General features: G+C 58.4%; 27 protein-coding genes, 4 tRNA genes and 1 pseudogene. 8 read left to right on the top strand and 24 right to left on the bottom strand.

The annotated features are described in order from the left end of the window. Positions 1–342 precede the first annotated feature (342 nt). Positions 343–645 carry a hypothetical protein gene (locus ACIGDJ_RS10830; protein ID WP_101159941.1) on the top strand — a complete coding sequence of 101 codons (303 nt, stop codon included), beginning with the start codon at positions 343–345 and terminating at the stop codon, positions 643–645. Positions 646–995: 350 nt separating this feature from the next. Next, positions 996–1,148: a cold shock domain-containing protein gene (locus ACIGDJ_RS10825; protein WP_131657994.1), complete on the top strand. Its 153-nt coding sequence runs from the start codon at positions 996–998 to the stop codon at positions 1,146–1,148. 64 nt (positions 1,149–1,212) lie between these two features. On the opposite strand, the gene ACIGDJ_RS10820 is transcribed toward ACIGDJ_RS10825, so the two are convergent. Both ACIGDJ_RS10820 and ACIGDJ_RS10815 read right to left on the bottom strand, forming a co-directional pair. Continuing rightward, complete coding sequence (locus ACIGDJ_RS10820) at positions 1,213–1,530, bottom strand: I78 family peptidase inhibitor (protein WP_101159943.1); 318 nt, start codon at positions 1,528–1,530, stop codon at positions 1,213–1,215. Between the two features lie 166 nt (positions 1,531–1,696). Further along, a complete protein-coding gene (locus ACIGDJ_RS10815) occupies positions 1,697–1,999 on the bottom strand; it encodes a hypothetical protein (protein WP_101159945.1) in 303 nt (100 codons plus the stop codon). Between the two features lie 130 nt (positions 2,000–2,129). Here ACIGDJ_RS10815 and ACIGDJ_RS10810 point away from each other — a divergent pair, with 130 nt between their 5' ends. Further along, positions 2,130–2,330 carry a hypothetical protein gene (locus tag ACIGDJ_RS10810; RefSeq protein WP_101159959.1) on the top strand — a complete coding sequence of 67 codons (201 nt, stop codon included), beginning with the start codon at positions 2,130–2,132 and terminating at the stop codon, positions 2,328–2,330. A gap of 34 nt (positions 2,331–2,364) precedes the next feature. Here ACIGDJ_RS10810 and ACIGDJ_RS10805 read toward each other — a convergent pair whose 3' ends face one another. From ACIGDJ_RS10805 to ACIGDJ_RS10770, 8 genes are all read right to left on the bottom strand, one after another. Further along, the gene (locus ACIGDJ_RS10805; RefSeq protein WP_101159962.1) at positions 2,365–3,393 is read right to left on the bottom strand and encodes a nucleoside hydrolase; all 1,029 of its coding nucleotides are present in this window, start codon (positions 3,391–3,393) and stop codon (positions 2,365–2,367) included. Between the two features lie 30 nt (positions 3,394–3,423). Beyond that, entirely contained in the window at positions 3,424–3,828 is a 405-nt protein-coding gene (gene rbsD, locus ACIGDJ_RS10800) for a D-ribose pyranase (protein WP_313003666.1), read from the bottom strand. Beyond that, positions 3,825–4,742 (bottom strand): ribokinase, encoded by a 918-nt coding sequence (rbsK, locus tag ACIGDJ_RS10795; protein ID WP_313003671.1) that lies wholly within the window; start codon positions 4,740–4,742, stop codon positions 3,825–3,827. The genes rbsD and rbsK overlap by 4 nt, the downstream gene beginning before the upstream one ends. Before the next feature lie 24 nt (positions 4,743–4,766). Further along, entirely contained in the window at positions 4,767–5,786 is a 1,020-nt protein-coding gene (locus tag ACIGDJ_RS10790) for a LacI family DNA-binding transcriptional regulator (protein ID WP_101159970.1), read from the bottom strand. Between the two features lie 3 nt (positions 5,787–5,789). After that, positions 5,790–6,767 (bottom strand): ABC transporter permease, encoded by a 978-nt coding sequence (locus tag ACIGDJ_RS10785; RefSeq protein ID WP_101159973.1) that lies wholly within the window; start codon positions 6,765–6,767, stop codon positions 5,790–5,792. Then, complete coding sequence (locus ACIGDJ_RS10780; protein ID WP_397480098.1) at positions 6,764–8,317, bottom strand: sugar ABC transporter ATP-binding protein; 1,554 nt, start codon at positions 8,315–8,317, stop codon at positions 6,764–6,766. Before ACIGDJ_RS10780 ends, ACIGDJ_RS10785 begins: the two co-directional genes overlap by 4 nt. A 54-nt stretch (positions 8,318–8,371) precedes the next feature. Continuing rightward, a complete protein-coding gene (locus ACIGDJ_RS10775; RefSeq protein ID WP_313003682.1) occupies positions 8,372–9,328 on the bottom strand; it encodes a sugar ABC transporter substrate-binding protein in 957 nt (318 codons plus the stop codon). Between the two features lie 197 nt (positions 9,329–9,525). After that, positions 9,526–9,972 carry a hypothetical protein gene (locus tag ACIGDJ_RS10770; RefSeq protein ID WP_101159976.1) on the bottom strand — a complete coding sequence of 149 codons (447 nt, stop codon included), beginning with the start codon at positions 9,970–9,972 and terminating at the stop codon, positions 9,526–9,528. Positions 9,973–10,309: 337 nt separating this feature from the next. Between ACIGDJ_RS10770 and ACIGDJ_RS10765 the strand changes: the two genes are divergently transcribed. From ACIGDJ_RS10765 to ACIGDJ_RS10755, 3 genes are all read left to right on the top strand, one after another. Then, the gene (locus tag ACIGDJ_RS10765; RefSeq protein WP_101159977.1) at positions 10,310–11,398 is read left to right on the top strand and encodes an asparaginase; all 1,089 of its coding nucleotides are present in this window, start codon (positions 10,310–10,312) and stop codon (positions 11,396–11,398) included. A gap of 197 nt (positions 11,399–11,595) precedes the next feature. Beyond that, positions 11,596–11,865 carry a DUF1654 domain-containing protein gene (locus ACIGDJ_RS10760; protein WP_397480099.1) on the top strand — a complete coding sequence of 90 codons (270 nt, stop codon included), beginning with the start codon at positions 11,596–11,598 and terminating at the stop codon, positions 11,863–11,865. 4 nt (positions 11,866–11,869) lie between these two features. After that, the gene (locus ACIGDJ_RS10755; protein ID WP_024012402.1) at positions 11,870–12,559 is read left to right on the top strand and encodes an endonuclease; all 690 of its coding nucleotides are present in this window, start codon (positions 11,870–11,872) and stop codon (positions 12,557–12,559) included. Positions 12,560–12,643: 84 nt separating this feature from the next. Here ACIGDJ_RS10755 and ACIGDJ_RS10750 read toward each other — a convergent pair whose 3' ends face one another. After that, the gene (locus ACIGDJ_RS10750) at positions 12,644–13,009 is read right to left on the bottom strand and encodes an SPOR domain-containing protein (protein WP_101159979.1); all 366 of its coding nucleotides are present in this window, start codon (positions 13,007–13,009) and stop codon (positions 12,644–12,646) included. A 250-nt stretch (positions 13,010–13,259) separates the two neighbouring features. Here ACIGDJ_RS10750 and csrA point away from each other — a divergent pair, with 250 nt between their 5' ends. After that, on the top strand, positions 13,260–13,454 hold the full coding sequence (csrA, locus tag ACIGDJ_RS10745) for a carbon storage regulator CsrA (RefSeq protein ID WP_003179932.1): 195 nt from the start codon (positions 13,260–13,262) through the stop codon (positions 13,452–13,454). Between the two features lie 219 nt (positions 13,455–13,673). On the opposite strand, the gene ACIGDJ_RS10740 is transcribed toward csrA, so the two are convergent. Then, entirely contained in the window at positions 13,674–14,129 is a 456-nt protein-coding gene (locus tag ACIGDJ_RS10740) for a DUF2214 family protein (RefSeq protein ID WP_313003699.1), read from the bottom strand. A 462-nt stretch (positions 14,130–14,591) separates the two neighbouring features. Continuing rightward, a tRNA-Val gene (locus ACIGDJ_RS10735) sits at positions 14,592–14,668 on the bottom strand. 183 nt (positions 14,669–14,851) lie between these two features. Here ACIGDJ_RS10735 and ACIGDJ_RS10730 point away from each other — a divergent pair. Further along, positions 14,852–16,135 carry an NAD(P)/FAD-dependent oxidoreductase gene (locus ACIGDJ_RS10730; protein ID WP_397480100.1) on the top strand — a complete coding sequence of 428 codons (1,284 nt, stop codon included), beginning with the start codon at positions 14,852–14,854 and terminating at the stop codon, positions 16,133–16,135. 44 nt (positions 16,136–16,179) lie between these two features. Here the strand turns inward: ACIGDJ_RS10730 and ACIGDJ_RS10725 are convergent, their stop codons facing one another. From ACIGDJ_RS10725 to ACIGDJ_RS10675, 11 genes and pseudogenes are all read right to left on the bottom strand, one after another. Further along, the gene (locus ACIGDJ_RS10725; protein WP_397480101.1) at positions 16,180–17,151 is read right to left on the bottom strand and encodes an XdhC family protein; all 972 of its coding nucleotides are present in this window, start codon (positions 17,149–17,151) and stop codon (positions 16,180–16,182) included. Between the two features lies 1 nt (position 17,152). Continuing rightward, entirely contained in the window at positions 17,153–18,388 is a 1,236-nt protein-coding gene (locus ACIGDJ_RS10720; protein ID WP_397480102.1) for a c-type cytochrome, read from the bottom strand. A 2-nt stretch (positions 18,389–18,390) separates the two neighbouring features. Then, positions 18,391–18,930 (bottom strand): (2Fe-2S)-binding protein, encoded by a 540-nt coding sequence (locus ACIGDJ_RS10715; RefSeq protein WP_101159989.1) that lies wholly within the window; start codon positions 18,928–18,930, stop codon positions 18,391–18,393. Then, positions 18,923–21,754, bottom strand: a complete 2,832-nt coding sequence (locus tag ACIGDJ_RS10710; RefSeq protein WP_397480103.1) for a xanthine dehydrogenase family protein molybdopterin-binding subunit — start codon at positions 21,752–21,754, stop codon at positions 18,923–18,925. Before ACIGDJ_RS10710 ends, ACIGDJ_RS10715 begins: the two co-directional genes overlap by 8 nt. A 476-nt stretch (positions 21,755–22,230) precedes the next feature. Then, positions 22,231–22,307 (bottom strand) — tRNA-Asp (locus ACIGDJ_RS10705). 93 nt (positions 22,308–22,400) lie between these two features. Further along, positions 22,401–22,477: transfer RNA gene (locus ACIGDJ_RS10700), tRNA-Asp, on the bottom strand. 55 nt (positions 22,478–22,532) lie between these two features. Beyond that, positions 22,533–22,608 (bottom strand) — tRNA-Val (locus ACIGDJ_RS10695). Between the two features lie 166 nt (positions 22,609–22,774). After that, the gene (locus ACIGDJ_RS10690) at positions 22,775–23,551 is read right to left on the bottom strand and encodes an SDR family oxidoreductase (protein ID WP_397480104.1); all 777 of its coding nucleotides are present in this window, start codon (positions 23,549–23,551) and stop codon (positions 22,775–22,777) included. Beyond that, positions 23,548–24,759, bottom strand: a complete 1,212-nt coding sequence (locus ACIGDJ_RS10685) for an O-succinylhomoserine sulfhydrylase (RefSeq protein ID WP_313006196.1) — start codon at positions 24,757–24,759, stop codon at positions 23,548–23,550. The genes ACIGDJ_RS10690 and ACIGDJ_RS10685 overlap by 4 nt, the downstream gene beginning before the upstream one ends. Before the next feature lie 70 nt (positions 24,760–24,829). Beyond that, positions 24,830–26,335: an amidophosphoribosyltransferase gene (purF, locus tag ACIGDJ_RS10680; RefSeq protein WP_397504553.1), complete on the bottom strand. Its 1,506-nt coding sequence runs from the start codon at positions 26,333–26,335 to the stop codon at positions 24,830–24,832. Between the two features lie 41 nt (positions 26,336–26,376). Continuing rightward, positions 26,377–26,536, bottom strand: a pseudogene (locus ACIGDJ_RS10675) (CvpA family protein); the annotation flags it as partial.

The following is a 26,536-nucleotide window of genomic DNA, read 5'->3' as shown; positions in this document are numbered from 1 at the left end:
ACCAAAGGTCACGTGGGTTGGGATGAGCCAGTACAAGATCCGATCCAGGCCATTCAATGACGAACGCCTGCCTTACAGCGGCAGGAGCCTTGCGGCCAACCGGAAAACCGAACCAGAGTGACTGGGATTCAAATCGGAAATATTCGCACGCCGACCGCTTCGTGACTGAAGGTCATCCGAAGCCTGAGAACGCTTGAGCCCGGCATGCTAGCACAGATGAGCGGTCGCTTACGCCCTGATTTGGCTGAAGGCAGATTGTCCGTTTTTATGCCAGAGTGCTGAACTTGATCGGCCATTGCGCCCTCAGATAACAAGACATTGACCCACAAGGAGCATCCTCGCATGCGTCTGAAAAGCTTATTCGCTGTCGTCGCCCCCGTCGTTCTGCTGCTACCACTGAGCGCCCATGCCGACTGGCCCAAAGGCGAGCGCGAAAAGTACATGGCCCAGTGCACCCAGGCTGCCACCCAACAGATCGGTGCTGCCGCAGCGAAGTCCCACTGCGCTTGCGGTGCTGACGCTATCAAGTCCTATCCGGCCAGCGATATTCAGGCACTGATGGACAACAAGGCAACGCCTGAACTGCAACAGAAAGCCCTTGGCCAGATCGCCAAATGCAAGGCAAATACCCCAGCGAAAAAATAATCAAACCGAGCATTCTGATCGGCTGAAAGGCGAAAAAAAGTGTTGGAAATGAGCCTTTTCAGACGATTTATGCAGGTTTTACAGGTTTTTTTATCGTCTTTACGTTTCGCTGCAAGCCTTTCAAACCGGGGCTTACAGCAAAAACAGGCGGTGAAGAAAACACGACTGATTGGCAAACAGCACGTCCGGGGGGCTACCAAAGCGAACATTTCGACTATGATACCCGGGTGTGCCCAGTTGGCCTGAGCAGCACAGTACTACTGAAAATATATGTTTCTTGGAGATACACCAAGAATAATCGCCAAACCGGCACCTAAAAATGGTTCAACGATGAAAAAGGCTTCGGCTTCATCACTCCTCAAGGTGGCGGTGACGACCTGTTCGTACACTTCAAAGCTATCGAATCCGACGGTTTCAAAAGCCTGAAAGAAGGCCAGACCGTCTCTTTCGTGGCTGAGAAAGGCCAAAAGGGTATGCAAGCTGCACAAGTCCGCCCAGAGTAATTTCTTGGCGCACTAAAAAAACCCCGTCCTGGTGACGGGGTTTTTTATGCCTGAAACAAAGTGCTCAGCCGCAGTTGACTCGGGTAACCACCAGATTGTTGTCAGTGTTCAGATTCAGGCGATCGGAGCGATATTCCAGAGTGATCATGTCGTTTGGCTTGAGGAAGCGCGCGTTTTGCGCCCCAGCCTTGGCGCGCGCCTGATCCAGCAACTCAGGGGACGCCTTTTTGCCGATGGCAAATTGTGCTGCCGATGCTTCGCAGCGGCTATTACCTGAAACAGCCGCCACGGGCTCCTTTGCCGACTCGCTGGAGGTTGTGCTGCAACCGGCCAACAGAGCAGCGGCCATAAGTGCACCCAGTGTCGCGAACTTCAAAGGCATGAAGCCTCCTTGTTTTCAAATGTTTAAGCAGAGATCGTGCGACCGCCAGCTCGGCGTTTGGTTTCACTGCCGAAGCCATGTCTGCCCCACGAGCGGAAAAATGCCGAGTGTGCCTGAGCAGCACCGCCTGACTCAGCAAACAATCGTGACTGAATATTAATGCAGCTCAATAAACGTCGATGTAGTCATCGGACGGATTTGGCCAGTTGTCCTTAAGCGCGTTGAAGATCTGCATAACCCAGACCTCATCGCTGGCTGCGACATTGCCCACATAGCCCGAGCCCTTCGCCCACGTTTCCAGGCGAAACAACAGACCGTCGATATCCTGTCCGCCGGTCACGGTGGACAGATAAGCGATGCCACCTTTAGTCACGCGCAATTGGTTGTGTACGTCATCGCTGGCCGAGGCCAATAGTTGGCGTACAGCCTCAAGAGTCAGGCCATCGGGAGAATTCAAGTCAATCTGCACAGCGGTGTCCCTGAAAAACCGTGAAAGACCAAGTGTCGCATAGTGCCCCGCTCATGCCTAAGTCGCAGTGCCTAACGACGCGCAAAATGGTTAACTCGAAAACATACATCCCGACCTTTCGAGCCTCCTCATGACCAGCCTCAGTATCGACGCCGCCATTAACGCCAAATGGGCAGACGGACACAGCTCTTACAGCCCCGGCACGACGGAAGAGCTGGCGTTGATCGGCATTGATCTATTGGTCAAGGAGCTGGGAATCGAGGCGGCGCAGCAATTTATCAATCAGGTATTCGAACGATACCCGATCGTACCGGCCGAGCAGGCACAATGAAAACCCGCAGGCCGTGGCCTGCGGGTTAGCAGGCTTATTTAAGGCGTTTCAGGCGCTCGGTCAACAAATCAAAGAAACCTTGGGCGTCACCATTTTCAACCCAGAACGCGTTCTTCGGTGCTTTCAATCCGTCGTACCAGTCAACGATGGTCTGCCCGAATGTCGGCCCTTCCCTGCTATCCACCACGACATTGACCGCTCGTCCGGTAAACAGCTCCGGTTTGAGCAGATACGCCACAACAGTGGCGTCATGCACCGGGCCACCCGGAATACCGTAGTGCTCCATATCGCCCTTGATGTACTCGTTGAGAATGTCGCCAACGATCTTGCTTGCATTGTTGTTCAGCGCAGCAATCTGCTTCAGGCGCGCATCACTGGTGAGGATCTTGTGCGTCACGTCCAGCGGCAGGTACGTAAGCTTCACGCCGCTCTTGAGAACCACTTCAGCAGCCTGCGGATCAGCGAACAGGTTGAATTCGGCAACGGGGGTGATGTTGCCACCGTTGAAATGCGCCCCGCCCATGATCACCACTTCCTTGATGCCTTGAACAATCTCAGGCTCCTGGATCAATGCCAGCGCCAGGTTGGTCTGCGGACCGAGCATGGCAATGGTGATGCTGTGCGGCTTGGCGGACTTCAGGGTGTCGATCAAATAGTTGACCGCATTCCCTTTCGCCAGGCCTTTCTTCGGCTCGTGAACCGTGACGCCCGACAAGCCTTCCTTGCCATGAATGTTCTCGGCGTAGATCGGCGTGCGCATCAGTGGTTTCGGCGCGCCGGCGTAAACCGGCACGTCTTCGCGCCCCGCCCATTCGCGAGCCAGCCGTGCGTTACGGGATGTTTTGTCCAGTCGCACATTGCCGGCAACGGTCGTCAGCGCACGGATATTCAGTTCATCAGGTGACGCCAGAGCAAAGAGCAAGGCGACCACGTCGTCAGCGCCGGGATCGGTGTCGATAATCAGGTCGATCTTTTCCGCCGCCTGAGCGCCGGTCGCAGTTATCACGGACAAAAGCAGCAGGCTCCGGATCAGTTGGTGGAACTTTTCAGCATAGCGTTGCATGGCGCATTCCTTGTGCAGGTGAATCGGAAATCAGAATGTAACCCCGGCGACCAGAACGATGTTGCAGTACGGCTGACATTCTCCTGTACGAATGATCGCCCTTGCTTGTCGGCTAAGCACCTTGAACTGCTCATGGGTGAGCAGATCCTTGCGCCCCAGCGCACCTTCTTCGTTCAATGCATCGAGATCGGCTAGCGCCGTCGGTTGCTTGTCGAAGATCTCCCTGGCCAGTACATGGCTTTCCACCTGCATTTCGCTGAGCACGACTTTCAGTGTGCTGACGAATTCAGGGATGCCATGGGTGAGCGCCAGATCGATCAATTCAACACCCGGTGGCACCGGCAAACCGGCGTCACCGATCACCAGCATGTCACCGTGACCGAGAGACGCGATCAGTCGCGACAGCGCGACGTTGAGCAGAGGAGTCTTTTTCATGCGGGTCTGAACGCCTGTACTTCGGACATGGTTGGAATGGACGGTTGCGCACCGGCACGGGTAACCGACAGCGCAGCGGCGATCTGACCGTAGCGAATCGCCTCGGCCTCAGACTTGCCACTGGCCAGCGCCGCGGCGAAACCGCCAACAAAAGTGTCACCCGCTGCCGTGGTATCTACCGCCTTCACCGTCGCTGCGGGGAAATGCTCGAAGCCCTCGCCATTGGCGAACAACGATCCTTGCGCGCCCAAGGTGACGATGACTTTGCCGGCACCCATGGCAATCAAATGAGTGGCAGCCGTTTCAGCCGTCTGCAGCGAGTCGACCGCCAACCCGCTTAATGCAGCCGCTTCGCTCTCGTTGGGAATCAGGTAATCAATCGCGGCAAACCAGTCTGCTGGCAAGGGACGACTGGCCGGCGCCGGGTTGAGGATTACGGTTTTGCCCAACTCACGCGCACGCTTGAGCGCATGCCCGACTGTCGCATCGGGGATCTCAAGCTGACAGATCACTACATCGGCAGTCTGCAAGACTGCATCAAAGCGGTCGATAACTGCTGGGGTCATCGCCCCGTTGGCACCGGCGACAATCACAATGGCGTTCTGGCTGTTGTCATCGACTACGATCAGCGCCACGCCACTGCAATCCTCTACGACACTGACGGCCTGACAGTCGATGTGCTCGGTCAATAACGCCTCGCGCAGTTGCACGCCATAGTCGTCATTGCCCACACAACCGATCATCGCCACCCTCGCGCCCAAGCGCGCAGCAGCAACCGCCTGATTGGCGCCCTTGCCGCCCGACACGGTAGCAAAAGAATGACCGATCAGCGTTTCACCGCCGCGTGGCAGCCGTGGCGCCCGGGTGACCAAGTCCATGTTCAGGCTACCTATTACCACTACATTTGCTGGCATACATCACTACTCATCAATTCGGTTTCAGCGATATTCGGTGAACACGCCGGACAGCGGCGCAGTCGATTCGCGCAGCACAATGCTCGGGGTTACGATGCGTTGATCGGCACCTGAGTCAGGCGCAGCGATTCTGCGCAACAGCACCTCGGCGGCCATCTCGCCCAGTTGCAGGATCGACTGGCCTACCGTGGTCAGCGCCGGATAGACATAACGGCTCATCTGAATGTCATCGAAGCCGATCACCGACAGCTCAGCCGGCACCCGCACGTTTCGTTCGGCCGCTGCGCGCAGCACACCGATGCCAATCATGTCATTACCGGCAAAAATCGCGCTGGGCGGACTGCTTTCGAGTAGCCGGGCAGCGGCGTTGTAACCACCGGTACTGGTGAAATCGCTGTCCAGCATGCGCTCTTCGCGCACCTCTATCCCCGCCTCTTGCAGCGCTCGGCAGTAACCGGCCTGGCGCATTTGCGCCACGCTGGTACTGGCCGGACCGCCGATGGTGGCGATGTCGCGGTGCCCCAGCTCTAGCAGGTGACGGGTGGCCAGATAAGCGCCGTATTCGTGGTCGATGCGCACCAGATCGGCATTCACACCTTCCAGGCCCCGGTCGACGATGACCATCGGCGTCTTCACCCCCGCCAGCCCTTCCGCCAGACCACTGTCACCGCCCGCGGAGGCGACGATCAAACCGTCGATGCGTTTTTCCAGCAACACGCGCAAATAACTGCGCTGCTTGTCCGGATTGTCGTCGGAGTTGCAGAGGATCACGCAGTAGCCGTTACGCTCGCAGTAATCCTCGATTCCCCGCGCCAGTTCAGCGAAGTACGGGTTGAGGCTATTCGGCACCAGCAGGCCGATGGTGGCGGTGGTCTTGGCTTTCAGCGAGCGCGCCACGGCACTGGGTACGTAGTCGAGGCTTTTGATCGCCGCCTCCACTTTGCGCCGCACTTCCTGACTGACCGGCCGGGTGTTGTTCACCACGTGCGACACGGTTGTATAGGAAATGCCCGCGAGCGCCGCTACATCCTTGATCGTTGCCATGGTTCAACCCCGGCGACTGGCGCGTTGACTGCGATAGGTGTCGAGCACCACGGCAATGACGATCACCGCACCGGTGATGATGCGCTTGGTTGGCTCAGTCGCACCAATCTGCGCGAGACCGGCTGCCAGAACGGAAATGATCAACACGCCGAAGAAAGTGCTGATCACCGAACCGCGCCCGCCCATCAGGCTGGTGCCGCCGATAACCACCGCTGCGATCACCTGCAGTTCCAGGCCCGAACCTGCGTTCGGATCAGCCGCTTCCAGACGCGAAATCTGAAACAGCGCAGCGATGCCCGCCAGCACACCCATCAGACTGAACACCAGAATCTTGTATGGTTTAGGATTGATCCCGGCCAGACGTACAGCCTCTTCGTTGGTGCCTATGCCGATCAGGTAGCGGCCAAAAACAGTACGGGTCAAAACTGCTTGCGCGATGAAGATAATCAGCAAAGCGATGATGAATGATGGGGAAATGCCGAACGCGATCGGATTCGACAGCCAGGCAAACGCATCGCCAATGTACGCAGTACGCGACCCGGTCATCTGATACGCCACACCGCGGGCCATCTCAAGCACGCCGAGGGAGACGATAAACGACGGGATTCGCCAGGCCACGGTGATCGAGCCGGTGATGGTGCCAGCCAAAGCCGCCACCGCCATGCCGAGCAGAGCCGCCGGCAAAACGCTCCAGCCCCAGCCGAGAATCGCAACGCTGACGGTCGACGCGGCCAGCGCCAGCACCGAGCCGACGGACAGGTCGATGCCGCCGATGATCAACACAAAGGTCATGCCCACCGCGAGCACCATCAGGTCAGGAATCTGGTTGGCCAGGGTGCTGAAAGTGTTGTACGAGAGGAAATGGCTGCTCAGGACCGAGAACAGCGCAATCATCGCCAGCAAGGCACCGGCCAGACCCAGATAAGTACCCAGGCCGAAAAAGTTGCCGCTACGTTTACTGGCAGAAGATGCAGTTTTCATGGGAGATCCCTAGGCGCTGCTTCGTTGAGCAACGCATCACGTTTTTGGTAGCCGGCGAATGCGGCAGCAAGCAAATCATCCTGGGTCCAGCTGTCGCGCTCGAAGGTGTCGATCAGACGCCCCGCCGAGAGCACGCCGATCCGGTCGCAGATCAGCATCAACTCGCGCAGGTCACTGGACACCACTACCAACGCCTTGCCCTGACGGGTCAATTCGCCGAGCAAGCCATAAATATCGAATTTGGCGCCGACATCGATACCGCGAGTGGGCTCGTCGAACAACAGTACTGAACAGTCGCGCTCCAGCCAGCGGCCGATCACGACCTTCTGCTGATTACCGCCAGACAGTTCCGAGACCAGTTGCGTCGGGCTCGAACTGCGGATGCGCATGGCCTCGATCTGACGCTGTGCCAGGGAGATTTCATCGCCATTGTTGACGAAGCCGCCACTGGAGATTTCAGGCATGTTGCCCAAGGCGATGTTGGCGCTGATCGACTGACTGAGCAGTAGCCCTTCGCCCTTGCGATCCTCAGTGATCAGAGCAATGCCGTTGCGCACGGCGTCGACAGGCGAGCGAACGTTTACAAGCTTCGCCGGTGAGCCGAGCGCGATGGTGCCGCTGTCGGCGGCATCGGCCCCGAAGATCAGCCGCAACAACTCCGTACGCCCTGCCCCGATCAACCCGGAAATGCCGAAAATCTCCCCGGCTCGCACTTCGAAGGAGACGTCGCGGACTTTGTCCGAACGCGTCAGGCCCGTAACCGTCAGCGCCGGAGCGCCGATCTTGCGCGGCCCCATGTCGATGTGTTCGCCCAGCTCGCGACCGACCATCAGGGTAACCAGTTGCTCGCTGTTGTAGTTGGCCATCGGCTCGACGCAGACCAGATTGCCGTCACGCAGCACGGCGATACGCTGCGCCACCCGCGCCAGTTCTTCGAGGCGGTGGGAAATGTAAATGATGGAAACGCCGCGAGCCTGCAAACGCGTGATCTGCTCGAAGAGCATTTCGACTTCGCGCGCCGTGAGCATCGCCGTGGGCTCATCGAGGATCAGTACGTGGCAATCGCCGATCAGATTACGCGCGATTTCGACCATCTGTTGATGACCGATACCCAGCTCACCGACCAGCGTGTCCGGGTCGATTGCGTCGAGGCCGACTTGCGCCATGGCTTCGATCGCCGCCTTGCGCAGTTGCTTGCGGCTGATCCAGCCAGCGCTGCTCGGCAAATTATCCAGAAACAGGTTTTCCGCCACCGAAAGCGTCGGCAACAGATTGAGTTCTTGCATGACCATGCGCACGCCAAGCTCTTCTGCCTGGGTACGGCTGCCCGGACGGTAGTCCTTGCCCTGAAATTGCATCTGGCCGGTTGTAGGCGTAACCAGACCGCCAATGATCTTCGACAGGGTACTTTTGCCGGCACCATTCTCGCCGGTCAGCGCCAGTACTTCACCGCGCATCAGCGTCAGATCGATGCCGGTGAGCACCGGTTGCGCATAGGTCTTGCCGATACCGCTGACCGAGAGGACAGCGTTCGGGGCGGAAACTGACATAGAAATCTCCATGCGCTCGCCCGAACGGACGAGCGCCATTGTGTCGCAGATGACTTACTGGGTGACCAGCTCGACCGGTGTTTCGATCACGCCGTTGGCACCGCTGTCGACTTTTTCGCCTTTGATGATCTTCAGTGCGGTTTCGATGCCGAATACGGCCTGCTTGGCTGCAAACTGGTCAGCCGTCGCCAGCACACGACCGTCCTTGAGCATTGGTTTGATGGCATTGATGTTGTCGTAACCTACGACCTGAACCTGGCCAGCCTTACCGGCGGCGCGGACTGCGGAAACGGCGCCGACTGCCATGCTGTCGTTACCGGCAAGCAGTGCCTTGATCTGTGGATACTCGCTGAGCATCGAGGAGGCAACCTGGTTGCCCTTGTTGATTTCCCAATCACCGGATTGCAGCGAGACTACTTTGATCTGCGCGGCTTCCATCGCATCCTTGAACCCGGCCGTACGCGCCTGCGCGTTGGTGGTGGTGGACACACCTTCGATGATGCCGACTTCGTCGCCCGCCTTCAGTTGCTTGGCCAGATATTCACCAACCAGGCGTGCACCCTTGCGGTTGTCCGGACCTACGAAAGGCACATTGATGTTTTTGCTTTTGACCACGGCCGGGTCGAGCTGGTTGTCGATGTTGATCACCGTGATACCGGCGTCAACGGCCTTTTTGATTACGGGCACCATGGCCTTCGAGTCAGCCGGCGCGATCACCAGAGCATCGACTTTCGAGACGATCATCTGCTCGACGATACGGATCTGGTTGGCAGTGTCGGTTTCGTCCTTGATGCCGTTGGACACCAGATCGAAATCGGCGGAGTGTTCTTTCTGGTAGGCCTTGGCGCCGTCTTCCATGGTCAGGAAGAATTCGTTGGCCAGAGATTTCATGACCAGCGCGACTTTGGGTTTTTCCGGGGACTCTGCGAATGCCGAGGAGACAGGTAGTGCAGCGGCTGTAGTAGCCAGCATAGCGACAGCAAGAAGACGTGCGGCGAAGGGCAGCTTCATGGATTCACTCCGATCTTATGATTATTGTGAGCAACGTTTGCGCTGACGTAAGCTACATCACGGCTGCATGGGCGTCCGACCCGCTAAAGCCGCGCAAACGTTTGCGTAGATCGAACTATGGGAATCCCGCCGACATTTGTCAATAATCAGAAATCGTCATTTATCGCAGGGCTAATTGCCGATTGGCCCCATCGACATCATGCGGTGGTGTTGACCAGGCCACCACTGGCGCCCTTGGACATTTCCTTCACCAGTGCACCGGCGACTTCCATCATTGCCGCGCTGGTCTGCGCGATCTGCCCCTGAATGGACATAACTGCCTGGGCCTTGGCTTCGGGCGTTGGATAGCGTGCAGCCTGCGCTGCTGCCAGTTGCTGCTGCTGTTCCTGAAGCTGTTTCTGCAGTTCCTGCATGCGCTTGAGCAGTGTTTTAACGGCGACGCTCTGATTCCCGTCGCTCTCGGCCTTGCTGTCCTCCTGAACAGGACCGCCACCGGTTCTGACCTGATTTTTTTCAGTCTTCTCGGTACCCAGCGCCTGACTCGATGCCTCATTGGTCGCGTCGTTCAGGGTGGTGATCGTCGCTGCAGTTTTACCGCCGATGATGACTGCAGCAGGATTGGCAAAACCGACCGTCAGTGACATGTGAGCTCCTAAGATTTGGTTTCCTTGAGGACGCATCGGCCTGAAGGCACATTTCTTTAGCGGTAATTTGTCACGCGGCCGGCAATTCAAAATATTGCCTATCGGCGAGCCGAACAAGAATCCGCCTGTTGTTCGGAATCCCGGATGGACGAGCCCGCAGCAAGACCCTGACCCTCGACAAATGTTGATGTAAATCATCGAGTTAAACATTTTCCGCTGGCACATTACGCATGGTATGAATCCTGCTCTCCTCCCTGCACCTCAAGCGTTCAGATCGGCTTGGGGCGCATCTAGATGAACCTGCACCAGCACCGTCTCACAACTAGAGAGAAAAATAATGAAATCTGCTTTCAATACCTTTATTCCGGGCGCATTGGCCCTCCTCCTGCTCCTGCCCACTGCCATTCAGGCAAAAGAAGTCGAAACCCAGACCAAACTGGCCAACGTCGTTGTCCTGGCCACGGGCGGCACCATCGCCGGCGCCGGTGCGAGTGCCGCAAACAGCGCCACCTATCAGGCAGCGAAAGTCGGCGTCGAACAACTGATCGCCGGCATTCCCGAGTTGAGCAAACTGGCCAACGTACGTGGCGAACAAGTGATGCAGATCGCTTCGGAAAGCATCACCAATGACAACCTGCTGCAATTGGGTCGTCGCGTTTCGGAACTGGCTGACAGCAAGGACGTCGACGGTATCGTCATCACCCACGGCACCGACACTCTCGAAGAAACTGCGTACTTCCTGAATCTGGTCGAGAAGACAGACAAGCCGATCATCGTCGTCGGCTCGATGCGTCCAGGCACTGCGATGTCGGCGGACGGCATGCTCAACCTGTATAACGCCGTCGCCGTAGCAAGCAGCAAAGAAGCGCGCGGCAAAGGCGTGCTGGTTACCATGAACGACGAGATCCAGTCCGGTCGCGACGTCAGCAAAATGATCAACATCAAGACCGAAGCGTTCAAAAGCGCCTGGGGTCCGCTGGGCATGGTGGTCGAAGGCAAATCCTACTGGTTCCGCATGCCGGCCAAGCGTCACACCATGGACTCGGAATTCGACATCAAGGACATCAAAAGCCTGCCTGATGTAGAAATCGCCTACTCCTACGGCAATGTCAGCGATACCGCTTACAAGGCACTAGCGCAATCTGGTGCCAAAGCCATCATCCACGCCGGCACTGGCAACGGCTCGGTCTCCTCCCGCGTGGTTCCGTCCCTGCAAGCACTGCGCAAGGATGGCGTACAGATCATTCGTTCGTCCCACGTCAACGCCGGCGGTTTTGTCCTGCGTAACGCCGAACAGCCTGACGACAAATACGACTGGGTTGTCGCTCACGATCTGAACCCGCAAAAAGCCCGCATCCTGGCAATGGTCGCGCTGACCAAGACCAACGACAGCAAAGAACTGCAACGGATGTTCTGGGAATACTGATTGATCTTCGCCTGATCAGTCCTTGATCAGGCAATTGCTCACCACCTGCCGGACTTGGCAGGTGGTGCCTCGCTTACACCCTCAAGCATTTCTCCCACGAAAAACTCCCCAAGCCTTACACCAAAATCGGAAACCTGGTGTCAGAGGATTTTCTTGAATTTTAAGCGGTTGCGAAATTGCCTACAGTTAAATACTGTATGCACGTACAGCTTAATAAGGATAACCTCGTGGTCACCTCTCCTGCTGCTCCTGACGCTTACGAACGCATGGGTATGCGCGTTCAGAAAATCATCAATTCCCCCACCGCGCAAAAGGCCAAAGCCGCACTGATTTTCCGTTTACCGGATGAGCCAATGGATGACTGGGAGCGCCTGCTCGAGGAAATCGCCGAGAACGATAACGTCACCCTCGCTTATCGCGATGACGGTGGCGTGCAGATTTTTTGGGTTGTGCCGAAGGAAGATTGATTCAATGAGTGTCCGCTGTGTTGCTTTGCTGTTGTTGTTTTTCGCCATGGGCGCCCAGGCTGGCGCCCCACGAACCTTTTCGGAAGCCAAGAAAGCCGCGTGGAAACTTTATGCTCCGCAGTCAACCGAGTTTTACTGCGGCTGCAAGTACACCGGCAACAAGGTCGATTTGAAAGCTTGCGGTTACGTGCCGCGCAAGAACGCCAAGCGCGCTTCAAGAATCGAGTGGGAGCACATCGTGCCGGCCTGGCAGATCGGTCACCAGCGACAATGCTGGCAGCAAGGCGGACGCAAGAACTGCACACGCTACGATCCGGTGTATCAAAAAGCCGAAGCTGACTTGCACAACCTGGTGCCGAGCATTGGCGAGGTCAACGGCGACCGCAGTAACTTCAGCTACGGCTGGCTGCCGGTGCAATCCGGCCAGTATGGATCCTGCCTGACTCAGGTCGACTTCAAGGCCAAGAAGGTCATGCCCCGCCCTTCGATTCGCGGCATGATAGCCCGTACGTATTTTTATATGAGCAAACAATACGGGTTGCGTCTGTCGAAGCAGGATAGGCAGTTGTACGAAGCGTGGGACAAGACTTACCCGGTGCAGGATTGGGAGCGCCAGCGCAACCAAAGCGTGGCGTGCGTGATGGGGCGCGGCAATGAATTTGTCGGCTCGGTGAATCTGAAAGCCTGCGGCTGATCGCAGCACAAATACAAAGGCCTCGAGCGTTATGCTCGAGGCCTTTTTCATGTCCGTGTCTCAGCTGTGTTGAAGGCGCGTCGTTTATGGCGTGAGCGGATGCTCAATCACCACCGATTCAATATTTTGTTTCTTGGCTTTTACCAATGCTGCATCCACCTGCACCTTGCGCGCCTCGGCGTCAGCCTGGGAGTTGAACGGACCGATCAGAATTCGTGTTTTACCGCTGCCATCCTTGACGACTGTCGGAACGAAAGCGTGCTCGATCAACCAGCCGCTCAGATCACTGACCGCCTGAGGGGTTTCACCACGCACTTCCAGATCCCACTGGGGCGCAGCGGCCGCCGACGCTGCCGCGACCTTCGCCTCAGGCTTGGGCGCATCTACATTCTTGCCTTCACCGCAGCCTGCCAATGCCAGTGCCGCTACCAGCCAAACCAATTTGCGCACAACGCTTTCCTCGGAATTCGTAAAGCGGCGATCTTATCATTCATAAATACTTCGCGAGCCCCGCAAAATGGGCACAAAACAACGAGAATGATGATTGCAGCCTCTGTATAGTTACGCCCTGGGAATTAATGTCGCATCTGCGCGTCAGAAAGAGGCACCCAAACCGTGAGACTTCGCACTAATCTATAGATACCACCGACCTCTGCACTGTCTGAATCAGGTGCCCTACAAAGCAATCAAGGAGAAGACCATGCTGATACTCACCCGCAAAGTCGGTGAAAGCATAAACATTGGTGATGACATCACGATCACCATCCTCGGAGTCAGCGGCCAACAGGTGCGCATCGGCATCAACGCTCCGAAAAACGTGGCAGTGCACCGTGAAGAAATTTACCAACGCATCCAGGCCGGCCTTACCGCTCCGGACAAGCCGCAAACGCCCTGAGCCACACCGCCTCACGTAGCCAGTCCTTTTGCCCCTGCGCAAGACTGGCTAAAGATTCACGCGCCGTTTAGCCATCCGCATTCCACACCGCTGGGCACGGCGCCTGAAGCATACTGACTTTCCTCGCTTGCCCACTTTTCCCCCCTTGCGCCGATGTTACCTTTCACTCCCGAAGCTGGCTGTCGGACGTTTCTGATAGAGCGCGGAGAATTTCGCCTTCTAAGCAAATACCACTCCGCGCGCCATGCCTGTCGCGGCGACCATCATCAACATCAGAAGCAGCGCCTCAACGTGACTGATGCGCGCGTACAATTTCCCCAGTCCGATATCAGGCGCCGTACCGCGCGATGTCGCGATGCGCCATTTGATCAGAGTGATCATCGGTGCAAGCTCTAGCAGAAGAATCAGCACCAACAGTGTCATCTTAAGGTGGAACAGCGGTTGGTGAAGGTAATAGTCAGAGCCTTTCTCGTAGCCACCAAAGGCACGCATCGCTCCCGTGACCAGCAGCGTCAAAGCTGAAAGCCCCCACAGGTTATCCGCGAGCAAAATACGCTTCACGCCCCCTGCATCCACCGAGAGCTGACTTAAAGCTCTGCCGCGCGTCAGCACCGCCCAGAAAGCCAAAGCAAACGCGAATAGATGAACAGCCGCAAGAACCCAGTGACTCAGCATCGACACACCCCTCTGAAAGAACTGAAAATCGGCCAGTCAGTAGTAGACGAAAAGATCACGCCTCGCTCGGAGGTGAAGAAGGGATGGATGCCAAAGCCAAATCGCAGGCAAAAAAAATCCCAAGCAGCTGATGGAAGCTTGGGATTTAAAAATGCATAAACCGTGGTGGTGAACGCGGGGTGAATGTTACTTAAATTCACAATACGCGACAAGACCTTTTCCGATAACCGGTTGGAGAAAAAGAACTGTAAGCCTTTAAATATTCAGGTTTTTTCCAAGACGGACTCGAATCAATGCGCACCAAAATGGCGCTTGATCATTTAGCCGATACAGTACTGAATGCAGAGCTGACAGAGCGAGGCGACATTTACTGGAAACAACGCGAGCGCAAATCCAAGACAACAAAAAAGGGCCCACCTTTCGGTGAGCCCTTCTAGACCGCCCAGCAGAGCGGATTTTGTTTGGTAGGCGCGATTGGACTCGAACCAACGACCCCCACCATGTCAAGGTGGTGCTCTAACCAACTGAGCTACGTGCCTGCTGTGAGGCGGCATTCTACGGAATTCCGGAGGGGTGTCAACACCTTTTTTTCACCTAACCCTATGAATATGCAAAATATTTAATTCCGGCTCAGCAAAGAACATTTTCCGGTGGCTGGCGGAGGTTTTTCAACTCGGGTAGGATCGGCGCACTCGTAAAATATATTAAACAGAGGCGGCAGGATGGCGAACACCCAATACCCAGAGTCTTATTACGCTGCGTCGGCCAATGCCGTGCCGCCACGTCCTGTGCTGCAGGATGACGTGGAGACGGACGTCTGTGTGATCGGTGCCGGGTATACCGGGCTGTCCTCCGCTTTGTTTCTGCTGGAGAACGGTTTTCGCGTAACGGTACTGGAAGCGGCCAAGGTCGGTTTTGGTGCGTCGGGGCGCAATGGTGGGCAGATCGTCAATAGCTATAGCCGCGACATTGATGTAATCGAACGCACCGTGGGGCCCAAGCAAGCGCGACTGCTGGGTGAAATGGCCTTTGAAGGCGGCCGCATCATTCGCGAGCGCGTTGCCAAATACGATATCCAGTGCGACCTGAAAGACGGTGGCGTGTTCGCCGCCCTTTCCGCCAAACAAATGGGTCACCTTGAATCGCAGAAACGGCTGTGGGAACGCTTTGGCCACACGCAGCTGGAGCTCATGGACGAGCGCCGCATCCGTGAAGTCGTTGGCTGCGAACAATACGTCGGTGGCATGCTCGATATGAGCGGCGGCCATATCCATCCGCTGAATCTGGCGCTCGGTGAAGCGGCGGCAGTCGAGTCTCTCGGCGGCACCCTCTACGAGCAATCACCTGCCGTGCGCATCGAGCGCGGCGCCGATCCGGTTGTGCATACACCGCAAGGCAAGGTCAGGGCCAAGTTCATCATCGTCGCCGGCAATGCCTATCTCGGCAATCTGGTACCGGAACTGGCGGCCAAGTCGATGCCGTGTGGCACTCAGGTGATCACCACCGAGCCACTGGGCGATGAGCTGGCGAAGGCGTTATTGCCGCAGGATTACTGCGTGGAGGACTGCAACTATCTCCTCGACTACTACCGCCTGACCGCCGACAAGCGCTTGATCTTCGGCGGCGGCGTGGTTTATGGCGCGCGCGATCCGGCGAACATCGAAGCGATCATCCGCCCGAAGATGCTTAAAGCCTTCCCGCAACTCAAGGATGTGAAGATCGACTACGCCTGGACCGGCAACTTCCTGCTGACTCTGTCGCGGTTACCGCAGGTCGGGCGCCTGGGCGACAACATTTATTACTCGCAGGGCTGCAGCGGTCACGGCGTCACCTACACGCACTTGGCGGGCAAGGTCCTCGCCGAAGCGTTGCGAGGTCAGGCGGAGCGTTTCGATGCCTTTGCCGACCTGCCGCACTACCCCTTCCCCGGCGGGCAGTTGCTGCGCACACCGTTCGCCGCGCTGGGCGCCTGGTATTACGGCCTGCGCGATAAATTCGGGATGTAAAAAAGGGCCGCAAATAGCGGCCCTTTTCATTTGACGTACACACTTCAAAGCTGATCCCGAGCGATCCCGCTGCGAATCCGCAGGATATCTGCCAGCACCGCCAGCGCAATTTCCGCCGGCGTCTTGCTGCCGAGATTGAGACCGATCGGCGCATGAATCCGCGCCAGCTCAGCCTCACTCAATCCACCAATGCGCTTTAAGCGCTCGAAACGTTTTTGCGACGTCTGCTGCGATCCCATCACACCGATGTAAAACGCCTCGGTGCGCACCGCCTCCATCATCGCCAGATCGTCGATACGCGGATCGTGGGTCAGCGCCACCACGGCTGTATCGCGATGGCAACCACCGTCGGCAATGAACACCGAAGGCAACTGCCGACGGATTTCCACGCCATTGAGCACCACACCTTCGAGGACTTCATCGCGCGGATCGCAGAGAATCACTTCGAAGCCGAGCCCAACTGCGAACTCGGCGCACGCCTGCGCCACACTGGAGTAGCCGGCCAACAACAAACGCTGCGCTGCGCCAATACGAATGCGCACCCGATCGATCTCACGCTTGATCCGTGCGCCCTGCTCGCGATCAGCAAAAATAGCGCGCGCACCGCTGGCCAAACCGACCTCGCGAATCACACGACGCTGCCCCTGCAGCGCCGACTCCAGTTCACGCAGATGCGCCTGCACCTCGCAGTCGGCGTCAAGTTTCTCCACCAGCACGTCGAGAATGCCACCGCAAGGCAAACTGACCCGCGAGCGCGGATCATCGCCTTCGCCGTAACGCACAACGCAGATCGTTTCGAGAAACGCACCTTCGGCGACGCGCTCAAGAAAATCCTCCTCGACGCAACCGCCCGACAGCGAACCGATCCACTGCCCGCCCTCGTTTACCGCCAGCAGCGAACCCGGCGCGCGCGGTGCCGAGCCATAGGTGCTCAGCACGGTGCACAGCCAGATGCGCTGTCCCGCTACCGACCACTGCAACGCCCGGCGCACCACTTGCAGATCGAGATACTGCATATCAGTGGGCCTTGTGCTCGGCGCTCGGCGCGTCGGCTTGCAGCTTCTGCACGTCACTCACCGCCAGCTCAGCACTCTGGCCACCCCAACCCTGACGCAGGTAGTTGAGCAGATCAGTCAATTGCTCAGGACTGAGCTTGTCGGCGAAACCCGGCATCGGTTGCATGCGCTCGAACCCGGAGAATTTCTGTTCGCCGATGCCGTCTTCGATCACTCGCAACAGGTTGCGCGGATCTTCCAGACGCAACGTGGTGTTGCCGCGCATGGCCACGGCGATGTGCGGCTTGCCTTCACCGCCAGCGGCGTGGCAACCGGCGCAGACGTTCAGGTATTCCTGGCGGCCGCGCTGAGCGCTTGCGCTGAGCTTGTCCAAGGACACCTCGACGAGCTCCTTGGCTGGCGGCGGTTGCTCGCCGAGCAGGAACGTCGCCATGGCCGCCAGATCAGCATCGCTCAGACCTTGAGTGCTGTTGTGAAACACCGGGAACATTTCGTTGAACATCGTCCCTTGCGCGCTCATGCCATGCTTCAGAAACGTGCTCAAATCCTGCTGATTCCAGCCGCGCGCGGCCAGGTCGGTGGCCAGCAGGCTCGGCGCCAGATAACCACTGAGGATGCCGCCGGTCATCCGCTTGTCCATCTGCATCGCGCCCGGCAGGCCGCGTGGCGTATGGCATTCGCCGCAGTGACCGAGGACGTCGACCATGTACTGGCCGCGCTTCCACGCCTCACTTTTGCCTTCGGCCGGCTCCAGCTTGACGTCTTTGCCGTAGAGCATGTTCCAGCCGGTCAGGCCCAGACGCACGTTGAACGGAAAGCTCAGGCTGGTCACCGGCGCGGCGCGCTCGATCGGCTCGATGGTTTTCAGATACGCGTGAATCGCATCGGAATCGGCGCGCGGCATAAGGTGATACGAGGTGTACGGCATCGCCGGATACAGATTCGCACCGTCGCGCCGTTTACCTTCGGTTAGCGCAGCGAAGAACTCGTCATCGCTGTACAGACCGATGCCGTGCTCTTTGCTCGGGGTGATGTTGGTGCCGTAGATCGTGCCGAATGGCGAGACGATCGGCAGGCCGCCGGCATACGGCGCGCCACCCGGTGCGGTGTGGCAGGCCATGCAGTCGGCGGCGCGGGCGAGGTATTCGCCGCGCTTGACCTGATCGTCGGCGTGCGCCCCCAACAGCGGCGCAGCCATTGCGACAGCAAAAGCCAGGCGGGTCAGTAAATGCTTCATGCTCAACCCTCCTTGACCAGGCCGAGATCGGTCAGCACGTTGCGCGTCGCGTTGTAATAACGCACGTAGCCGGTGCAGCGGCAGACGTGATGGCCAAGACTGTCCTCGATGACTTGCTCCAGCTGACTTTTGACGATCGGCTGACGCTGCAGCTTCTCGACCAGCACGGTCGCAGCGTTGACGAAACCCGGTGCGCAGTAGCTGCACTGGAAGGCGAACTCGTCGACGAAGCGCTGCTGGATCGGGTTCAGCTCGGTGACCTGGCCTTGCTCGTCGCGACTGGCGTGACCTTCGATGGTGCGAACTTTCTTACCCTCGAAGTAATGCGCGCCGGTAATGCAGGTACGCACCTCCTCGCTGGTGCCGTCCGGGTTGTCGACGATCACTACGCAGGCGTGGCAGATGCCCTGGCCACAGCCCAGACGCGAGCCGGTGAGGTTTTTGTATTCGTGCAGGTAGTCGATCATCGGCAGGTCATCAGGGATGTCCACCGGGCCGACGGATTGACCGTTGAGGGTCAGTTGAAGCGGACGGTTAGCCATTGAGGGCCTCCTTGATGCGCGCAGCGGTGATAGGCAAGTCCCGAACACGTTTACCGATGGCGTGCGCCACGGCGTTACCGATGGCACCGACAATCGGGATCATCACCACTTCGGCGATGCCTTTGGACGGATCGCTCGGTGACAGCGGCGGCAGAATTTCCGCGGTCTGCTTCCACACCGCAACGTGACGGGCCATCGGCAGACGGTAACGGTTGAAGTTCCAGTCACCCTCCCCCGGCCCGCCTTCATAAAGCGGCATCTCTTCCATCAGCGCGTGACCGATACCCATGGCGATGCCACCTTCGAGCTGGCCCTTGACCAGCTCTTCAACCAGCACACGACCGCACTCGATCCATGAGTGGTGGTTGAGCACCTGAACTTCCGCCGAACCCTTGTTGACCTTCAGCTCGACCAGGGTGGCGACAGGGCTGTAATAGGTCACCGCTGCGTTGTTCAACTGCACAACCGGGTAATTGACGTTCTGCCGATCAAGCAAATGGAAGCCTGCGCTGTTCATTTGCGCTTTCTTGGCTTGCGGCGCGCCATCGCCGTATTTCACTGCCAGACCATCGAGCGGCAGGCGCTCGCGCACGCCGTCGATGCTGTACTCGGCCTCGGCCCAGCTCCAGCGGTTGAAACCGTGCACCGTCGCGCCGGTCACCAGACCGCGCTCGTGGGCGCGCCTGGCCAACTCTTCGAAGCTCAGCGGTTGCATCCCGTTGGCAGTGAGTTTGCCATCGACCCAATGCGCATCTTCGCGACGGACCACATAAGGGTTGGCCTGGCCGCCATACGGGCCCTGACGCCAGATCTCCAGTGCCGCCGGCCACAAACCGTGATTGAACAGCACGCGCGCCGCTTCACGGGTTGCATGACTGAAGTAATAGGCGGAGTTGGTCGCCGACGAGGCCGACGCCAGCTTGCCCACCCAGCGTGGATTGCGCAGCAGATTGTCCTGCTCGGACTGGCTCATGATGTACGGGTTGCCGCTGGTGATCAGCTGCATTTCGTGCCATTCGGTTTCGCCGGTTTTCACCTCGTGCGCCGGGCTGCCGAGGAAATCGGCGACGACCAAGGCTTGCGAGGTGGACATGCCGGTGCCAATTTCGATGCCGATGTGACGCAGGGTGATACGGCCGTCAGCGGCAAATTGGATGCTGGCCATCGGCGCTTCGGAACCGGTGCCGAAGTCTTTCTGGCAGATGGCGAAACCAACGCCGTACCAGTTATCCGGATCTGCCGCTTCACGTTGCTGCTTGATCGCGTCGCGGTTTTTCCAGACCTCATGCACCGAGGCCTTGTCGAGAATTTCGTGCAGGCGCAGTGCACCGGCCGGGATCGCGCCCTGGGTATTTTTCATCCCCGAACGCAAGGCGTTCCGACGGCGCAAATCGATGGCGTCGACACCCAGGCGATTGGCGATCTCGTCGACCATCATTTCGGTCGCTGCCATGCTTTGCAGGGTGCCGTAACCGCGCATCGAACCCGCCTCGACCGCGCGCGAGTGATACGCCGTAACCTGCAGATCGTTCTGCGGCATGTAGTAGATCGACTGCGCCGCAGTGGCGCCAACTGCTGCCACAGATGGGCTGTAGTTGACCCGACCGCCACCGTCGACGCTCATTTCAGCGCGGAAAATCTTGAAGGTGTAATCGTTCTTGTCCACCGCCAACTGGTAGCGGATATCGAACGGGTGACGCTTGATGCCGCTCTGGAACTGCTCGTAGCGGTCGTTGGCCAGACGCACCGGCACACCGGCGCCGTACAGCGCGGCCAAGGCTGCGTAGTAGACAAAGATGTTGTGGTCTTTGGAGCCGTACCCGACGGTGTAGCCCGGGTGCATGTTCAGATTGGCCAGGCCAAAACGCGACGGCCCGATCATCTTCGCGGTTTCGGTCGCGACTTCTAGCGGGCACTGGGTCGCCACAACGAAATGCAGTGTCTTGGTCTTCGGGTCGTACCAGCCGTTGCCGTTGTCCGGCTCGAGGGCAGCCGGTTCGATCGACGGGGTTTTGTAGCGCTCGTCGAACACCAGCCAGTTGTCCGGCGGCGTGTCGATTTCCTGCTTCATGCGGTCGGCGTAAAACAGCCCGCGCTCGGTGAGATTACCGTGCAGGTTCGGCGATGCATTCCACACCGGACGGCGGTTCTTCAGCATCGGGAACAGGATCGAGTCCTTGAGACTGGCGAACTCGTCCTCATCGGCAGAAGTCGCACCGCCGACGCGCACGTAGCGGAAACTGCCGTAGGGATCACCTTCGTAAAACGGCACCTTGGCACCGTAGCGAATCGCTTTGTCGTTGAATTTGAGTTGATTCTTGGCCTGACGGAAACGCTCGAAATCGTTCCAGATCAGAATCGCCACCGGGTGACCGATGAACATCGGCACTTTGCCTTGCGGCAGCAATGGATCGGGAGCGTGCTCTTCAGGAAAGACGATACCGTCCTTGTCCAGGTCGGCAGCGGTGACGATGCGGTCCGGCTGCAGATCAGCGCCGAGCCACGACAAGTCGTAGCCTGCGTAAATGCGGTCGGCCTTGATGGTTTTCAGCAGCATGGCGTGGCCTTGTTGCTCAGGCCAGCCGGGCATGTCCTTGGCGCGGATGTCGCGAGCGAAGACTTTGCTCCCGCAGACCTTGAAAAGGCCGTCGTTGCGTTGACGCGCCTTGCCGTTATTGCCGAGCCATTTCTCGGACGGCACGGTGACGCTGTTTTCCATCAAGGCAGCCAGCGCCTGACTGCTGAGCGGCGTAAGCGTAACGCTCACACCCGCCACCAGCCCGCCCTGAAGGAACGAGCGCCGGGATATTTCACGGTTGGACATGGATCATCCTCTGGACGGTTATAGGTCCGCCCTTGTGGTTATGTACTGGGGATCTCGAGTCGTGCAGAAGCTCTTTCTGGCGAAGCAAAGAGCTGTGTTGACAGTGCAAAGCTGACCGAAAGGTTAACTTTAAAGCTTTCTGCGTCCGCAGCAAACAACCAGTTACAAAAACCTGACTAATTAATCAAAAAAATCAATGCGACGTGGTAGCGCAGAAGGCTTGCCGAGATTCTTGTAGGAGCTGTCGAGTGAAACGAGGCTGCGGTCTTTTGATCTTGCTTTTTTTAACCAAGATCAAAAGATCGCAGCGTACCGCAGCTCCTACAGGGCGATGTGCGCAGGAGTTAGGGAGAGGATTAGCCAGATTTCAGACACAAAAAACCCCGGTCTTTCGACCAGGGTCTTTGCTATCGATCCGATTCAGCCGGTGGCTGGTTTCGGCGCTTCAAGGCGTTCAGTGGTCCTTGAAGCAGATATGGCGCAGCGGACGGGACTCGAACCCGCGACCCCCGGCGTGACAGGCCGGTATTCTAACCGACTGAACTACCGCTGCGTATCGCTTTGAGCTTGCACTCAAGTAACTCGTTTTGATTGCAGGCTTCGGTGCCTTGCAATCGCGAACCAGATAAATCTGACTCGTAAAATATGGCGCAGCGGACGGGACTCGAACCCGCGACCCCCGGCGTGACAGGCCGGTATTCTAACCGACTGAACTACCGCTGCGCGTCGGTGCAGGCACTTTCAGCCTACTCTCTTGCTTGCGCAAGCTTCTCGGGAGTGGTGGGTGATGACGGGATCGAACCGCCGACATTCTGCTTGTAAGGCAGACGCTCTCCCAGCTGAGCTAATCACCCGTTTGCATCTCCGAGGCCGCGAAATTTACGCAGGTGGCGAAGCTAAGTCAATAGCAGGATTGGAGTTTTTCTGAAAAAGACGAAATTGCTTCATTCCTGAAGAAGCCATCGATCGATGGACCGCATTCGCGAGCAGGCTCGCTCCTACAGAACGCGGCTTCGCTTGTTATTCGGTGTAGATCATCTTCTTGGTCATGCCACCATCGACAACGAATTCCTGCCCGGTGACAAACCCGGCGTTGCGCGACAGCAACCACGCGACCATCGCCGCCACGTCCTCGACCGTGCCTACCCTGCCCGCCGGATGCTGGGCGTGATCGGCATCGGCCAAAGGTTCAGCGCGACGCACCGAGGGATCACGCGCATCGATCCAGCCTGGACTGACGGCGTTGACCCGGATTTCCGGCCCCAGACTGATCGCCAGCGCATGGGTCAGCGCCAACAACCCGCCCTTGCTTGCGGCGTAAGCCTCGGTATCCGGTTCCGACTGCCCGGCGCGAGTCGAAGCCAGGTTGACGATCGAGCCGTTATGCGCACGCAGGTACGGGGCACAGTGCTTGGCCAGCAACATCGGCCCGCTCAGATTCACTGCCAGCACCCGATTCCAATAAGCCAGATCGAGGCTTTCCAGGGTGATGTTGTGCGGATCGGCCACCGCCGCGTTGCAGACCAGCGCATCGAGGCGACCAAACTGCCCCAACACCTCGGCCACGCCCAACGCGACCTGATTTTCATCGGCGACGTCCATGGCGATGAACCAGGCATTCTCGCCCAGCACTTTGGCCACTTTCGAACCGCGCACCCGATCGAGATCGGTGAGCACTACCTGCCAGCCTTCGCTGATCAGCCAGGCCGCAATACCCAGACCGATACCGCGTGCGGCGCCGGTGACCAGCGCCACGCGACCATGGGTATTGGCCACCGGTGTGGACAATTCGATCACAATGCCGCCAGACCGCGCGTCAGGTCAGCTTGCAGGTCAGCCACATCTTCCAGACCGACCGCCACGCGGATCAGGCTGTCACGAATGCCTGCCGCTTCACGCTCCTGCGGCGCCAGACGGCCATGCGAGGTGGTGCTCGGATGGGTGATCGTGGTTTTGCTGTCACCGAGGTTGGCGGTGATCGAAATCAACCGCGTGGCATCGATAAAGCGCCAGGCACCCTCTTTGCCGCCCTTGACCTCGAAGCTGACTACCGCACCGAAGCCCTTCTGCTGACGCTGAGCCAACTCGTGCTGTGGATGGCTCTTGAGGCCGGCGTAATGGACTTTCTCGATGCCGTCCTGCTGCTCCAGCCATTCGGCCAGCGCCTGGGCATTGGCACAATGCGCCTTCATGCGCAGGTTGAGAGTCTCGAGGCCTTTGAGGAAGATCCACGCATTGAACGGGCTGAGGGTCGGCCCGGCGGTACGCAGGAAACCCACAACCTCCTTCATTTGTTCGCCGCGACCGGCAACAACGCCACCCATGCAGCGGCCCTGACCGTCGATGAATTTGGTCGCCGAATGCACGACAATGTCCGCGCCGAGCTTCAGTGGCTGTTGCAGCGCCGGGGTGCAGAAGCAATTGTCGACCACCAGCTGCGCGCCCTTGGCGTGGGCGATTTCTGCCAGCTCGGCGATGTCCACCAGTTCGGCCAACGGATTGGACGGCGATTCGACAAAAAGCAGCTTGGTGCTGGATTTGATCGCCGCGTTCCAGGCCGACAGATCGGCGAGCGGCACGTAATCGACTTCAACGCCGAAGCGCTTGAAGTATTTCTCGAACAGGCTGATGGTCGAGCCGAACACGCTACGCGACACCAGCACATGATCGCCGGCACTGCAAAGGCTCATCACCACGGCCATGATTGCAGCCATGCCGGTTGCCGTGGCGACGGCCTGCTCCGCGCCTTCCAGCGCGGCAATACGCTCTTCGAACGCACGCACGGTCGGGTTGGTGTAGCGCGAATAGACGTTGCCTGGCACTTCGCCGGCAAACCGTGCCGCAGCGTCGGCAGCGGTGCGGAACACGTAGCTGGAGGTGAAGAACATCGGATCACCGTGTTCACCTTCCGGCGTGCGGTGCTGACCCGCACGAACGGCCAGGGTATCGAACGCTACGCCTTCGAGGTCGCTGTCCAGCCGACCGGCATCCCATTCCTGACTCATGCTGTCTCTCCTTGCTGTGTTCTTGAAAAAATGTCAGATACAAAACCGGCCCCTCAGGGCCGGTGGAAACTCAGTTGTTGTACAGATCGATGATCGCACTGACCGCCTGGGTCTTGACCTTCGAGGCATCGTTGCGCGCCTGCTCGATCTTGTCCAGATAAGCCTCGTCGACGTCACCGGTCACGTACTTGCCATCGAAGACGGCACAATCGAAGTTTTCGATTTTGATCTTGCCGCCGCCGACTGCTTCGATCAAGTCAGGCAGGTCCTGATAGATCAGCCAGTCAGCGCCGATCAGATCAGCTACGTCCTGGGTCGAACGGTTGTGTGCGATCAGTTCGTGAGCGCTCGGCATGTCGATGCCGTATACGTTCGGGAAGCGCACCGCAGGGGCCGCCGAGCAGAAGTAGACGTTTTTCGCGCCAGCTTCGCGGGCCATCTGGATGATCTGCTTGCAGGTGGTGCCACGCACGATCGAGTCATCGACCAACATGACGTTCTTGCCGCGGAACTCCAGCTCAATGGCGTTGAGCTTCTGGCGTACCGACTTTTTGCGCGCCGCCTGGCCCGGCATGATGAAAGTGCGGCCGATGTAACGGTTCTTGACGAAGCCTTCGCGAAACTTCACTCCAAGGTGATTCGCCAGCTCCAGCGCTGCGGTGCGGCTGGTGTCCGGAATCGGGATGACCACATCGATATCGTGCTCAGGGCGCTCGCGCAGGATCTTCTCGGCGAGCTTCTCACCCATGCGCAGACGCGCCTTGTACACCGACACGCCGTCGATGATCGAGTCCGGCCGCGCCAGGTAGACGTGCTCGAAAATGCACGGCGTCAGCGACGGATTGATTGCGCACTGACGGGTGTGCAGCTTGCCGTCTTCAGTGATATAGACCGCTTCGCCCGGCGCGAGGTCGCGAATCAGAGTGAAACCCAGCACGTCCAGCGAAACGCTTTCCGAAGCGATCATGTACTCGACGCCTTCGTCGGTGTGACGCTGGCCAAACACGATCGGGCGGATGCCGTGCGGATCGCGGAAACCGACGATGCCGTAACCCGTGATCATCGCCACAACAGCGTAACCACCGACGCAGCGGTTATGCACGTCGGTCACGGCGGCGAACACGTCTTCTTCGGTTGGCTGCAGCTTGCCGCGCTGGGCCAGCTCGTGGGCGAACACGTTGAGCAGCACTTCCGAGTCGGAACTGGTGTTGACGTGACGCAGATCGGATTCGTAGATCTCTTTGGCCAACTGTTCAACATTGGTCAGGTTACCGTTGTGCGCCAGGGTGATGCCGTATGGCGAGTTGACGTAGAACGGCTGGGCTTCGGCCGACGTCGAGCTGCCGGCAGTCGGGTAACGGACGTGGCCGATACCCATGTGACCAACCAGACGCTGCATGTGACGCTGCTGAAACACGTCACGTACCAGGCCATTATCCTTGCGCAGGAACAACCGGCCATCATGGCTGGTCACGATACCGGCAGCGTCCTGGCCGCGGTGCTGGAGCACGGTTAGCGCGTCATACAGCGCCTGATTGACGGTCGACTTACCGACGATCCCGACGATGCCACCCATGCGACGCAACCCCTACGTCCTGGATCTGAACTGAACAACACTCACTGAGGCGTTTTCGCCGTCGGCAAGAGTTGCTCCTTGAACGGAATCTCAGCGGGTACGCTGATTCCGCTGGCAAGCCACTGACTGCTCCACCCGAGTATCAGGTTTTTGGACCAGTCGGCAACCAATAGAAACTTGGGCACGAGCTGTGATTCTTTC

It is taken from the genome of Pseudomonas sp. NPDC079367, from assembly GCF_044542195.1.
GTDB lineage: Bacteria > Pseudomonadota > Gammaproteobacteria > Pseudomonadales > Pseudomonadaceae > Aquipseudomonas.
Note: the sequence above shows the minus strand (reverse complement) of the source record. Positions and strands in the feature narration are given on the sequence as shown.